General features: G+C 36.1%; 13 protein-coding genes. 10 read left to right on the forward strand and 3 right to left on the reverse strand.

Going from position 1 to position 13,801, the window contains the following annotated elements:
- Positions 1-5: 5 nt before the first annotated feature.
- The 3 genes from LF887_RS11545 to LF887_RS11555 all read left to right on the forward strand — a co-directional run bounded on the left by LF887_RS11545 (position 6) and on the right by LF887_RS11555 (position 4,505).
- On the forward strand, positions 6-1,157 hold the full coding sequence (locus LF887_RS11545) for an efflux RND transporter periplasmic adaptor subunit (protein ID WP_236859338.1): 1,152 nt from the start codon (positions 6-8) through the stop codon (positions 1,155-1,157).
- Between the two features lie 395 nt (positions 1,158-1,552).
- Positions 1,553-3,364: a hypothetical protein gene (locus LF887_RS11550; protein ID WP_236859339.1), complete on the forward strand. Its 1,812-nt coding sequence runs from the start codon at positions 1,553-1,555 to the stop codon at positions 3,362-3,364.
- A 196-nt stretch (positions 3,365-3,560) separates the two neighbouring features.
- Positions 3,561-4,505, forward strand: a complete 945-nt coding sequence (locus LF887_RS11555; protein WP_236859340.1) for an aldo/keto reductase — start codon at positions 3,561-3,563, stop codon at positions 4,503-4,505.
- A gap of 80 nt (positions 4,506-4,585) precedes the next feature.
- Here the strand turns inward: LF887_RS11555 and LF887_RS11560 are convergent, their stop codons facing one another.
- The 3 genes from LF887_RS11560 to LF887_RS11570 form a co-directional block, all read right to left on the reverse strand.
- Positions 4,586-6,433 (reverse strand): chloride channel protein, encoded by a 1,848-nt coding sequence (locus tag LF887_RS11560; RefSeq protein WP_236859341.1) that lies wholly within the window; start codon positions 6,431-6,433, stop codon positions 4,586-4,588.
- Positions 6,434-6,592: 159 nt separating this feature from the next.
- Positions 6,593-7,585 carry an SDR family oxidoreductase gene (locus tag LF887_RS11565; RefSeq protein ID WP_236859342.1) on the reverse strand — a complete coding sequence of 331 codons (993 nt, stop codon included), beginning with the start codon at positions 7,583-7,585 and terminating at the stop codon, positions 6,593-6,595.
- A gap of 48 nt (positions 7,586-7,633) precedes the next feature.
- Positions 7,634-8,902, reverse strand: a complete 1,269-nt coding sequence (locus tag LF887_RS11570; RefSeq protein WP_236859343.1) for an NAD(P)/FAD-dependent oxidoreductase — start codon at positions 8,900-8,902, stop codon at positions 7,634-7,636.
- A 162-nt stretch (positions 8,903-9,064) separates the two neighbouring features.
- On the opposite strand from LF887_RS11570, the gene LF887_RS11575 reads away from it, so the two are divergent.
- The 7 genes from LF887_RS11575 (at position 9,065) to LF887_RS11605 (ending at position 13,785) form a co-directional block, all read left to right on the forward strand.
- Entirely contained in the window at positions 9,065-10,057 is a 993-nt protein-coding gene (locus tag LF887_RS11575; RefSeq protein WP_236859344.1) for an aldo/keto reductase, read from the forward strand.
- Positions 10,058-10,165: 108 nt separating this feature from the next.
- Positions 10,166-10,840, forward strand: coding sequence for a response regulator transcription factor (locus tag LF887_RS11580; RefSeq protein WP_236859345.1), 675 nt, complete (start codon positions 10,166-10,168; stop codon positions 10,838-10,840).
- 52 nt (positions 10,841-10,892) lie between these two features.
- Complete coding sequence (locus LF887_RS11585) at positions 10,893-11,966, forward strand: sensor histidine kinase (protein ID WP_236859346.1); 1,074 nt, start codon at positions 10,893-10,895, stop codon at positions 11,964-11,966.
- The gene (locus tag LF887_RS11590; protein ID WP_236859347.1) at positions 11,966-12,178 is read left to right on the forward strand and encodes a GHKL domain-containing protein; all 213 of its coding nucleotides are present in this window, start codon (positions 11,966-11,968) and stop codon (positions 12,176-12,178) included. Before LF887_RS11585 ends, LF887_RS11590 begins: the two co-directional genes overlap by 1 nt.
- A 245-nt stretch (positions 12,179-12,423) precedes the next feature.
- Positions 12,424-12,588 carry a bacteriocin-like protein gene (locus LF887_RS11595; RefSeq protein ID WP_236859348.1) on the forward strand — a complete coding sequence of 55 codons (165 nt, stop codon included), beginning with the start codon at positions 12,424-12,426 and terminating at the stop codon, positions 12,586-12,588.
- Between the two features lie 79 nt (positions 12,589-12,667).
- The gene (locus LF887_RS11600) at positions 12,668-13,519 is read left to right on the forward strand and encodes a GLPGLI family protein (RefSeq protein WP_236859349.1); all 852 of its coding nucleotides are present in this window, start codon (positions 12,668-12,670) and stop codon (positions 13,517-13,519) included.
- Between the two features lie 89 nt (positions 13,520-13,608).
- Positions 13,609-13,785, forward strand: coding sequence for a hypothetical protein (locus tag LF887_RS11605; protein WP_236859350.1), 177 nt, complete (start codon positions 13,609-13,611; stop codon positions 13,783-13,785).
- The last annotated feature ends 16 nt before the right edge of the window (positions 13,786-13,801 follow it).

A 13,801-nucleotide genomic window follows, 5' to 3' on the forward strand; every position in this document is an offset into this window, starting at 1 on the left:
GCGTAATGCATTTCAAAAAAATATCAGTATACAGCCTGGCCTTAGCATTTGTTTTATCTTCTTGTTCAGGAAAAAAAGAAGAAGAAAAAACGGTCTATGAAAACAAAAAGTTTAGTAAAAGCACTGAAAATACAGTACATCTTACAGAAAAACAGCTTCAATCTGTAGGGTTAACCACCACCTCCATTCAAGACAGGAATATGGAAAAACTGGTACGTCTGAACGGTAAAGCAGAGATTGCCCCGTCACATATCAGCTCTATTTCAAGTATTATGGGAGGGCACATCAAGTCCGTTAATGTGATCAATGGAAGCCATTTCACTAAAGGGCAGATATTGGCCGTGGTGGAAGACCCGCAGTTCATACAGCTTCAGCAGGATTATCTGGTTACAAAAGCTCAGCTTGAAGCCGCACGACTGAATTTTAACCGTCAGAAAGACCTTAATACAAGCAAAGCCAGCAGCGACAAGACGATGGAGATGGCTCAGGCAGACTACGCGACTCTGAATGCCACCCTGAAAGGACTTGAAGAAAAACTTCGGATCATAGGAATAAGTGCTAAAGGCTTAACCACCGGAAATATCAGAAGCCGGATTAATATTTATGCTCCGTTCACAGGTTTTGTAAGCAAAATTTCAGTGAATAACGGACAATATATCAATCCGGCAGATACTTTATTTGAACTCATCAATCCTTCGGGATTACTGTTGGAACTGAAGGTTTTTGAAAATGATGTGAATGATGTGAAAGTAGGCCAGGAAATTTTAGTTTACAATAACCAGAAGCCGGACGTGAAGTCAAACGCTAAAATTGTAAGTGTAGTTCCAAGTATTGAAAACGGAGGTTCTGCCACAGCTGTAGCCAAACTTTCTTCTGTAAATTCTGATTTTGTAAAAGGAATGTATGTGAATGCAGAAGTGAATATCAGCAGCCGTTATACACAGGGACTTCCCAATGAAGCGGTGGTGGCTTATGAAAACAAAAATTATGTTTTTGAAGATCTTGGAAAGTCAAATTATAAAATGATCCCTGTGGTTGCCGGAATTTCTGATGATCAGTTCACGGAGATTGTAAAAGCAGATTTTCTAAAGGATAAGAAAATTGTACAGAAAGGAGCTTACAGTCTGCTGATGATGCTTAAAAATAAAGCTGAATAACAGAACTGTGAGATTGATATAAAATCTATTCTATCTAAGGGAGCAAAAGAGAACTATTTTAGAAACTGATCTTTTTTGCTTCCTTTTTTTATATTCCGTTTCGAACTATATACTTTAAATACACTAAATAGAAGAAATCTGAATTCTAAGCAAATAGAAATGGTTCGATTAAAAAAACAGTGTGTTTCTTATTTTTTATATGAAAAAAAATCTTTTTCTGTTTCAAAAACCTTTCATTTAAAAAAATGCTTTCGAAAAGAATGATATTTGACAGGTTTTTGAATATTAAAAGTATTATTTAATGCATAGCTCATGGTAAAATAATATATTTAGGAAGTGAATAGTTTTAAGAGGATTTTTAGATGTATTACGAAAAGAACTTTTATCGAAAATATATGACAAAAAAACCTTTGCACAATTTCCATATTCCGGTAATGGGTCTGGCTTACACAATAGACAGCCCGATCCGTGTAGCACAATATGGAATATCTTCCGTAATTTCTATTATTGATGACGAAATTTTGGAAAAAATGAAAAACTTTTATAACAGGAAGTTCAACCTGGATTATTTAGGAATTTCAACAAAAACGGAAGATTACAGAGCGAAAAGAATTACTGCCTATCTTGATATGGTAGATGATATCGTGAATGAAAAATTTGAATCTTTCAAACAGGAAATCAGCAAAAATAAAGAGTCTTTAAAAGACTTTATGGCAATGTTGCCCAATACTTCAGATTTGAAGAACAGCCTTCAGAGTTTTATAAACCAAAAGGATAACTGGAGCTCAAATATTAAAAATTTTATTGAGTCCAATTTAAAACCGGGAAGTATTGACGTAAACATCATGACGAAAGTTGATAAAGATAATTATCAGAAAAATGAACAGCTTCCGGTGATGTACAATGATGCTCATGCTTCACTTCGTGGATTTGCAATGAGTAAATTATCTTCTTCTATGGTTCTTTCTGCAGGGATGAATCCCCGCCTGTATAGTTATATGGAAGAATTTGAAGACTTCTTTCCGGATGACAAAGGAATCATAAAAAAGAAAATCATCCTTAAGGTGAGTGATTTCCGCTCTGCAATGATTCAGGGGAATTTTCTGGCGAAAAAAGGGCTGTGGGTTTCCGAATACAGGATAGAGTCCGGACTGAACTGTGGTGGGCATGCATTTGCTACCGACGGGATGCTTCTGGGCCCGATCATGGAGGAATTTAAGCAGAAAAAAAATGATCTGATACAGTCAGCCCATGCTTTAATGAGTACTGCTTTGGAGCAAAAAGGAAAACCTGCTGTTTCTGAGCCTTTAGAAATGAAAATTACGGTTCAGGGAGGAGTAGGAACTTCCGAAGAGCATGATTTTTTACTTGCCAATTATGATGTAGACAGCGTTGGATGGGGATCTCCATTTCTATTAGTACCTGAAGCCACTTCAGTAGATAAAGAAACCAGAAACCTTCTATTACAGTCTAAACAGGAAGACCTTTATCTGAGTAATATTTCGCCTTTAGGAGTGCCCTTCAATACCGTAAAAGGGACCTCCAATGAAATACTGAAATATAAAAAAGAGTCCAATGGCAAATATGGAAGCTCATGCCCTAAGAAATTACTGGCATTGAGTAAAGAATTTTCACAGGAAGGAACTTGTACAGCTTCAAAGAAATACCAGGATATTAAACTCCGTGAGCTTGATGCTGAGCGAGAGAGCTTAACGATACGAGAGTTTGAAAAAAAGAAAGCTGAAATTACCGATAAAGCCTGCCTTTGTGTAGGGTTGGTGAACGCTGCCTATATGGAACAAAACCTTGAAATAAAAGGCGAAAAACAAGGTGTAGTAATATGTCCGGGACCGAATATTGCGTTTTTTGATAAAGAAGTTTCCCTTTCGGAAATGGTAAAGCATATCTATGGAAACACCAATATTCTTTCTGACAATAACCGCCCGAATATGTTCATCAATGAACTGAAAATGTATATCGACTATTTGAAAAAGGAAATTACAGATTCTACCGTTCAGATTACAGCTTCCCAATCCAAAAAGTGGAATACCTTTAAGAAAAATGTATTGGAGGGAATTGATTATTATAACAATCTGTTTACAACATCATCATTCTTTAGTAACAGGTTACAAACCATAAACCTGCAATTGCAGGAATATAAACTAATGCTGACAGCCATTGAGGTTCCTCAGGTTGCAAAGCAATAGTATTTTTTTAATTGATAGAGTATAAAACAGTCTTCTTCTGAAGGCTGTTTTTTTATTTTTAAACTTCATCTTTATCAAAAAAAGTGAGTAATGACAAGTGTTTTCATTTATATTAACTATAAAAGGAATGGCTATTTTGAATCTTACATCTGCCTTTATATTCCTTACCTTAGAGGTTACTAAGTAAAATTATTTTATGGAAAAAAGAAAGATCAAAAATACGGATCTGGCAGTAGCCCCTATCAATTTTGGAGGGAATGTTTTCGGATGGACTCTGGACGAAAAACAGTCTTTTGATATATTGGACCGCTTTACAGATGCCGGATTCAATTTTGTAGATACAGCAGATACGTATTCATGGTGGGTCAATGGAAAAGGCGGTCAATCTGAAGAAATCATCGGGAAATGGATGAAGAGCCGTGCAAACCGTAAGGATATTGTACTGGCCACCAAGGTGGGCTCTGAAACAAAAGAGCATGGTTTTGATATCAGTAAAAAACATATCTTACAATCGGTGGATGAATCGCTGCAAAGACTTCAGACTGATCATATTGATATTTACTATACTCACTTTGATGATCATACCACTCCGGTAGAAGAAACTCTTTCTGCATATGATGAGATCATTAAAGCAGGAAAAGTACGTTATATTGCAGCTTCCAATCTTTCCCCGGAACGTCTGAAAGCCTCATTTGAAGCTTCCGAGAAATACAATCTGCCTAAATATGCAGCACTACAGCCTCATTACAACCTTATGGAAAGAGAAGGCTTTGAAAAAAATTATGCTCCGCTGGTTGAGCAGTTTGATCTTAGCGTATTTCCATATTGGTCATTAGCCGCAGGATTTTTAACAGGAAAATACCGTAATGAAGCAGATCTTGCTAAAAGTGCGAGAGGAGAAGGAGTAAGAAAGTACTTGAATGCTAAAGGTATTGAAGTATTAAAAGCTTTGGATCAGGTAGGAGAGAAGCATCAGTCTCCTCAAAGTACGGTTGCTCTTGCCTGGTTATTGGCCAATCCTTTGATTACGGCACCTATTGTAAGTGCTACCAGCGCTTCACAGCTCGACACCTTATTCAGTGCCCCGAAACTGGTTTTAGATCAGGAAGATATTGATTTGCTGAATAAAGCAAGTCATTAGTCTTCACCTTTCATTATACATTAAAATGAAATCCGTTCAATACTGAACGGATTTTTTATTGATAATGGTTTAAATTTTTATTAATCAGAATACTCTTTCAGCAGTTGCCTGTAGCTCATCAGAATAGAAGATTTTGAAATAAATCCGATGAAATCATTGTTATCACTTACCACCGGAAGATTCCATACTCCTGTATCATCAAAGATCTGAAGGATTTCCAATGGCTTGTTCTCACGGTGAAGTATCGCCAGAGGAGCTTTCATCACCTGAATTATTTTTTCCAGCGGATCAATATCTTTATTGAACAGATAAGGTCTTACATCATCCAGAGTAAGAACTCCTTTCAGTTTCCGGTTATCATCCACTACAGCAAAGATATTTTTATTTCCATTTTTCACCAGTTCAAACAACTCTGAAATGGGGTCATTTTCATTGATGGTCTGCGAATATTTATCTATAAAATCATCTGTTCTTAAGGCAAAAAGAAGGTTTTTATCGTGCTTGCTGGTAAATATTTTCCCTTCATCAGCCAATGATTTCAGTTCCGGAGAAATAGGAGAGAACCATTTGGCGATAAGGTAAGATATCACAGAGGCGATCATTAAAGGAATGAAAAGATCATAGCCATAACTGGATTCCGCAATCAGAAATATAGCGGTAAGAGGTGCATACAGTACACCACTCATTGCACCTGCCATTCCTACCAGAACCAGATTGGTCACCGGAACATCTGTAAATCCCAAATGCTGACAAATTAATGCAAATAAATACCCTAAAGTACCTCCTGCAAAAAGTGAAGGTGCAAAATTACCTCCGTTTCCACCACTGAATATAGTAAAAGAAGTCGCAAAAGCCTTTAAAAGCAACACTAAAATCAAAAATATAATAATGGTCCAGTCCCCGATTTCAAAATATCTGAAAAAGCTGTTCTCAATAATTGAATAGGTATTTCCGTTAGTAAAAGCTTTTACCGTTTCATATCCCTCTCCGAATAAGGGAGGAAAAAGAACACATAATAAGGAAAGAACAGCACCTCCAAACATCGCCTTACGCATTCTTGAAAGCTGGAGCCCTTTTATAAAGTGTTCTACTTTCTGAGAGATTATAACAAAATAGCGGGCATACAAACCGGTAACAAGCCCCAAAATAAGATAATAAGGTACATTTTTATAATTGAAAGGATCTCTTGTATAAAATCTGAAAAGAACATCTTCCTGAAGAAGTATTCTTGATAAAAGACTTCCACAGACTGCTGCTACTACCAGTGGAATAAAATCAGTAAATACAACTCCGGTCAGCAGGATCTCAAATGCAAACATAATCCCTGCAATAGGTGCATTGAAGGCAGAAGCAATCCCTGCCGTTGCTCCCGCAGCCAGAAGCAGTGTACGCTCTTTATAGCTGAGCCTGTAGGTCTGTGCATAGTTTGAACCAATAGCAGCTCCTGTAACGGCAATGGGGCTTTCTAACCCTGCTGATCCTCCCAACCCGACTGTAATGGCGCTCTGAATCACCTGCGAATACATTTTAACAGAAGCTACAATGCTGGAATTCTGTGCGATTTCATAAAGAATAGCACCAATACCTTTTCTGTCCTGTCCTTTAAACAAGGTTAAAACAATTAGCGTTGTAAGCACAATCCCTAAAAAAGGAAAAACGATATAAAATAAAATCTGATATTCAAAATGAACTTTATTCGTAATGAAGTAATGAATGTTGTGTACCAGAGTTTTCAAAATAACTCCGGCAAGGCCAGCCGTACAGCCTACAAGGATTCCGGAAAGTACAAGAAACTGGTTTCTGCTCAGTCTGTTGTTCAGCCAATGCAGAATAAGCTCGTAACTGCGCGCTTTTTCCAATCCATATTTCTGGAAGTCTCTTTTAAATTTAAGAAAACTTAGGTACTTTTTTTTGTTGTGAATTTTCACCTGGAAGAATTTTAATACTGTGATCAGTTTGATCCAGTTCCGTAAATTTATGAAATATCTTATAAAATACCTAAAAAGGACTTTTTTAAACCAATACAACATCTGGTATTAAAAAACATTTAATCCCTTACAATCAGAAGATAATAGTAATTTTTCAGATTATACTATTTTTTTTGTTTTGCCTGAAAACAGGACGCCTAATGCTATTGCTGCTATAATTCCGGCACCTGCCCGAATTACTGTTTTTGAAGATAAGGAGAATACTGTTTTTCCATGAATTTCCATATTACCCTGTGACGGTTGCAGCACATTCCCTATCGTATTTTCATCTTTACGCGATTTTCTGATTGCCAGGCGCATTCCCGCAGATGAGAGGTGGCGGATAGCCCCGGGAAACATTTCATATAAGTTTTTAAACACTATCGCTGACCAGTCAGGATAGTTTGCCGCCACGGGATTTTTTGCTGTTTTTACAATGGAAGCGGCGAGTTTACGTGGGTCAAATGAAGGATAGGGAGTACCGATTGACATTCCGGAATAATTGGCAGCATGTTCTATTCCTGATGACTTCTGGAATCCAGGGTAGAGGGCACAGATATGAATGTCGGGGAAATCTGAAACTTCTCCCTGAAGAGTTTCTACCATTCCCCTAATGCCAAATTTTGAAGCTGTATATGCTGCACTGTAAGGAGCAGGAACCCATCCTGCAATTGAAACATTATTAATTAAAACACCTCTTTTCTGCTTTTTAAACACCGGCAATACAGCATGCGCAGAATACATATATCCCAGAAGGTTTGTTTTAATAACCTGCTCAGTCACTTCCTGGGGGATTTCCTCAAACCTGCCCAAAGCCATAACTCCTGCATTGTTTACCCAATAATCAATCTTTCCACTGAATTCTATCGCTTCATCCACAAGATGCTGTACATCTTTAGCTACAGAAGTATCCGTAGGTACAGCAAGCACATTGGCTCCAAGTTTCCGGCATATTTCTGCAGTTTCATTAAGTGCTTTTTCCCCCCTTGCAGCAAGAATAAGGTCTGCTCCCTGTTCAGCAAAAGCTTCTGCTGTGGCTTTACCGATTCCGCTTGAGGCTCCGGTAATGACAACTGTTTCTCCAAAAAAAGGAGGTTTTCTTTGATTTTTCATACTATTGGAATTTGAATGTGTTTAGAATTATTATTTTCGTTCTGATGATTATCTGTTCCCATTATTTTTTTTAGGAAACAAAATCAGTCTGATGGAAGGATTATTTGTAATAAATAAACGGAACCAGTCTAAAGCGAGCTGTATTTTACTCCGGAATCCAACTAAAGGAATAATATGGATGAAAAGCCATGTAAGCCAAGCTGCGAATCCTTTGAAGGAATGTTTCGGAAGGTCTACCACAGCATTATATTTGGAAATAATAGCCATACTTCCTTTATCATGATAATAGAATGGTTCCAGTACCTTACCTTCTTCTATCCGCCTGAAATTGGCAGCCAGATTTTTACCCTGCTGAATGGCAACCTGTGCAAGCTGAGGGTGCCCTTTCGGATATTTTTCCTCAGAAAGCATTATGCAAATATCTCCCAGAGCATAAACATTGGAGGTTCCTTCCACTTTATTGTAAGCATTTACTGCAATCCGTCTTCCTTTTCCTATGCTTTCTTCGGGTAATCCTTTAATTTCTCTTCCTATGACTCCGGAAGTCCAGATCAGAGTTTCTGTCTCAAGAGATCTTCCGTCACTTAATATAACTTTGGAATCAATATAGTCTTTCACCGAGATGTTCAGGATAATCTTAACACCCAATTCTTTCAATTTTTCATAAGCACTTTCTTGTGCCAGACTGCTCATAGGAGAAAGCAGAGTGGGAAGGGCATCTATGAGATAAATATTGGAAAGTGCCAGTTTTATTTCGGGATATTCTTTCTGGGCGATATAATGTCCCATTTCTGCCAGCATACCTGCCAATTCTACGCCCGTAGGTCCGCCGCCAGCAATTACGATATTCTGAAGTTTTTCAGCTTCTTTAATGTTTTTGTTTCTGGCAGCTTCTTCCAGAGTCAGCAGGATATGATTCCGCAGATACAGTGCTTCTTCAATATTTTTCATGGGAAGTGCACACTTCTGTACATTTTCCATTCCAAAAAAATTAGATTCTGTTCCTATCGCCAGGACAAGTTCGTCATAGCTCAGGTTTCCGGTATCTGTTTCAATGGTTTTATTATCAGTATTTACCTTAATCAGGCTTCCCATATGGAATTTAACATTTTTATTCTCTGAAAATAATTTTCTGAAGGGATAACTGATATTAGAGGCTTCTATGAATGAGGTTGCAACCTGATAGATCAATGGTGGAAAAAAATGATAATTATTTTTATCTACCAGTGTAATTCTGAATCTGTTGTCGTTCTTAAGAGATTTGATAAGATTAATGCCTGCAAATCCTCCGCCTACGATTACAATGTGCTTTTTCATATTAAGTGGATATTGAAATGGTGTTCCTTATTCAATTCAAGAACAGGACCAAAGAATGCGGGAAACAAACATTTAACATAAAATAAGGGAAAAATGAAATCTCAGGATTAAGTCTGCATGATGTTTGCTGGTTACCTATCCAGACATCCAAATAATATTACTATGAGCCGAGCTATTTTAAATGAAAATCACAGACTGGGACTAGGCGGTGTTGCTATAGGAACCGCTTTTGAAAATATTACAGATGAACAGGCGCAGAAAGTACTGCAGGCAGCATGGGATACCGGAATCCGGTATTATGATACGTCTCCCTGGTATGGGCTTACCAAAAGCGAAAGAAGATTTGGCCGTTTTCTGAAAACCCAAGACAGAGATGACTTTATATTCTCAACAAAAGTAGGCCGACTTTTTAATCAGGTTCCGGAATCTGAAGTTCCGCCTACCATGTGGAAAAAACCTCTTCCATATGATTTCAGACATGATTATACTGCTGACGCTGTAAAACAGTCTATAGAAGAAAGTATGAAAAGAACCGGTCTGGATTATATTGATATTGTATACGTGCATGATTTATCTGAGGATCAGGTAGGTGACCGCTACCCTTATTTCCTTGAACAAGCACAAAAAGGAGCTTTTAAAGTTCTTTCTGAGCTAAGAAACCAGGGGGTTATTAAAGCCTGGGGAATGGGAGTCAATAAAATTGAACCCATTTTAGATTGTATTGAATCAGCAGATCCTGATATCTGTCTTTCTGCAACTCAATATTCTATATTGGAACATGAAGATGCAGTTGACAGGCTTCTTCCTGCAGTAAAAAAAGCAGGGGTACAACTCGTTTCCGGAGCTGGATATAATTCAGGCTATATTGCCGGGAGAGAACGTTATAATTATAAAGATGTAATCCCGAAAGGGATGAATGAAAAACGAGCCGGAATTTCTGCTATTGCAGATAAATATGGTATTCGCCTTATAGATGCTGCTCTGCATTTTGTTCTCGCTTGTGATGAGTTTTCATCTATTATACCGGGAACTGGCAGCCCAGAGCAGGTAAAGGATAATATACGGGCTCTGAAAACCAATATCCCTTCGGATTTCTGGAAAGAGCTCAAGGAAAAGGGGCTTATTTATGAAAAAGCTCAGGTTCCTACTTTGTAGAATTAAAACTGGGTTTGGGATAAGGCCATATGGGTAGGAACCCAAACTCAGTGTAATTATTTTATCTGCGTTCAAAATTTCTTCAAAATTTAATGATAGTTTTATAGCATGAAAATTCTAATTGTAGAAGACGAAACCGAGCTTGCTAAAAGTATTACTGAATATCTGTCAGAGGAAAACTACCTCTGTGAGCTGGCTGGTACCTATACTGACGCTATGAATAAGATAGGGATGTTTCATTATGACTGTATTTTATTAGACATTATGCTTCCTGACGGAAATGGACTTAGAATTTTGGAAGAATTAAAAAAACAGCAGAAACAGGATGGCGTGATCATTATTTCCGCTAAAAATGCACTGGATGATAAGGTGGAAGGTCTGAAATTGGGAGCTGATGATTATCTTACCAAACCTTTTCATCTTTCAGAACTGATGGCCAGAGTATATTCTATTATCCGCAGAAAACAGTTTCACAGTTCTAATGTGGTGACCCAAAATGAACTTCAAATTGATCTTTTGGCTAAAACAGTAGCCGTTAATGAAGAAACAATTGCATTGACGAAAAAGGAGTTTGACCTTCTGATCTATTTTATCGGTAATAAGAATAAAGTGATTTCAAAGAGTATATTGGCGGAACACCTTTCGGGGGGTTTTGCAGATATGCTTGACAATCATGATTTTGTATATGCGCATGTGAAAAATCTTAAGAAAAAGCTATATGATGCCGGCTCTGGACATTACCTCAAAACAGTGTATGGAACGGGATATAAGTGGGAATCGTAAACCCGATACTTTCTAAAATCTGATCATCAATAATTCTTAATTCATCATTCCTGTGAAGCCTCTATTAAACAAAACCACAAAACCCTTTCTTATCTATGTTCTTATTGTATTAACGATAAGTATTCCTGTATATTATTTTGTGGTAGATACAATCTGGAAAAGTGAACTGGATGAGCATAACCAGATTATTGTAGAGAAAACAGCCTATGAATTCAATCAATTAAAACTTTCTGATGAAAAGCTGGAGAACAGTCTTGATTTATGGAATCATATTCAGCCTGAAACCAATATTGAAAGAATTCCGGCAGATAAAATTAAAGGAGATACCGTTTATACTTCCGAAAAACATCTTCCATTTATTTCTGCTAATAAAAAGGAACGTTACCGATGTCTTCAGAAAGTAATATATATTCACGATAAACCTTACCTTTTTACGATACAGACCAATATTGAGGAATCTCACGAGACAATTGCCGTGATCGCTATGATTACTATATTTTTCTTTGTGATGATTGTAGTTGGGCTTTTATACTTAAACAGAAGACTTTCCGCTTCCATATGGAAACCCTTTCGGGATACTCTGGACCGGTTAAAAACGTTTAAACTCAACAACCAGTCTAAAATTGAACTTCCCGCTTCTGATATCACAGAATTTGATGAGCTCAACCAATCTCTTTACAAACTGATTGAGCATAATGTTTCTGTATATAATACCCAAAAGGAATTTACCGAAAATGCTTCTCATGAACTGCAGACTCCTCTTGCTATCATCAAAAATAAGCTGGATCTTTTACTTCAGGATCAGGCTTTGACGGAAAGGCAATACCGCATTGCAGAGGAAATGAACAGAGCCCTGACGAGAAGCTCACGAATCAATAAAAACCTCCTGCTGCTTGCTAAAATAGATAATAATCAGTTTGATAACTCTGAAGTCATTTCTTTTGATCATCTGCTTCATCAGAGTATAGAAATTCTTCAGGAACATTTTGAACAAAAAAACATTTCTGTAAAAGAAGATATTTCTTCTGGTGTAAAAATAAGTGGTAACAGCAGTCTTACGGAGATTATGATCAACAATCTTATCATCAATGCTATCCGCCATACTTCTCCCGGGGGGGGATTTTAATGAAACTGACAGATTCTGCTTTTGAAATTTCCAATTCGGGAACAGAAAGACTTAATGCGGATTTATTATTTAAAAGATTTTCAAAACTCTCCACAGAGAGCGGCGGAAGTGGTCTGGGATTATCTATTATACAGGAAATTGCTAAGTTTCATCACTGGACAATCGAATATAAATTTGAAAATAATCATCATATTTTCACTGTTAATTTATAGTTAACTTTTGATTTAAATTTTGGCTGATATTAATTATTTTATATATACAAAAATACTAAAAAGCATTCGTGAAGAATGCTTTTTTATTCTCGTAATAAGATAAATTAATTCAATATTGCACGAAATATTTTCAAATGTAAATTACGGTTTTCCACATTAAACAAGGCACTTAATATAATAAAAAATATCTCTTTGATATGAATTAATCATATATATTTGAAACTTAATCTTAAATTTTCACAATTATGAAAAAACTAAAAAAATTAACTCGAGAAGACCTTAAAACATTGAAAGGAGGTCAAGTTTGGATTGCAGAATTTTGCGGTCAAACTGCTACTACAACTCAAGATTGGACACCACAACAAGCAAATCAGTGGCTTGCTGAACTTGAAAAAAATTACTGTAATTAATATTTGTTCATATTAATTATTTGCACTTATGACCTAATACAGTTATAAGTGCATTTTTTTTACAATCAAAAATAATTCTATGTATTATTATAAAAAATTATTTCAATTATTAGCCTTATTTTTTAGTGTCTTATTCTTTTCTCAATTACATAAAAAAGATACTGTGTGTGGTGAATTTACCTATTTATTAAAAGCTAAACTGAGTACATTAACTCCTGATTATAAACATGAAGAATTTTTTTCATTACAGATAGGTGATAAACGTGCTTTTTTTGCAAGTACACAATCAATTAAGAGAGATTCTACATTTCAAACAACCCAACATAAGAAATTGGATAATGGTGGGATTCTTTTAAGTACAAAAGGAATGAATATACCAAAAACCCAATTCTATTATACAATTATACAATCAAATGAAAACATACAGTATTTTGAGTCTGTTTCGATGTCATTACTTATGTATAAAGAACCCGTAATAAAAAATTGGAAACTTATAGACGAAACAAAAATAATCAATACAATTACTTGTAAGAAAGCAGAGGTTAATTTTAAAGGTCGAAACTGGATAGCATGGTATTCTCTTGAAATTCCGTTGCCCTATGGTCCATATAAATTTAGTGGCTTGCCAGGACTAATTGTCAAAATAACAGATGATAAAGAAGAATATGATTTTGAATTAGTAAAATCTGTACCTACATATAAATTAAAAGATAAATTAATTACCATTAAAAAGAGCAGATATACAGAAGCCATAGAAACAACACAGCAAAAATTAAAACAAGCAATTAGAAATGCTGATGCAAATGCTGCTGCTGTACTTGCAAGTTACGGAACTACTATTATACAAGGTCAAGAAATTATAAGGCAGCGACAAAAAGAAAAAGAGGAAAATAAAAAATACGAAAACCCATTAGAATTAGAAAAAGATTAGCCATTAGCTAATCTTTTTTTTCGTTTTGTATTCAAACAGTTAGCTTATTCGTTAGCTGAATATATAATACAAATATAAATTTCAATAATATGAAATCTTTAAAAGAATTTCTCAACGAACAATTGGAAAATCCGATCGAAACTCCTTTACAGGAAGAGCAAAGTCCTGAAGCTACTAATACTAACATTCAAGAAGCTGGGAAGTCTTCAGGTAGTTTATCAGATTTAAAGGAAGTAGATGGTACATTTAAGTATATCATTATCTAAAAAATATCAGGAACCA

It is taken from the genome of Chryseobacterium sp. MEBOG06 (assembly GCF_021869765.1).
Taxonomy (GTDB): Bacteria; Bacteroidota; Bacteroidia; order Flavobacteriales; family Weeksellaceae; genus Chryseobacterium.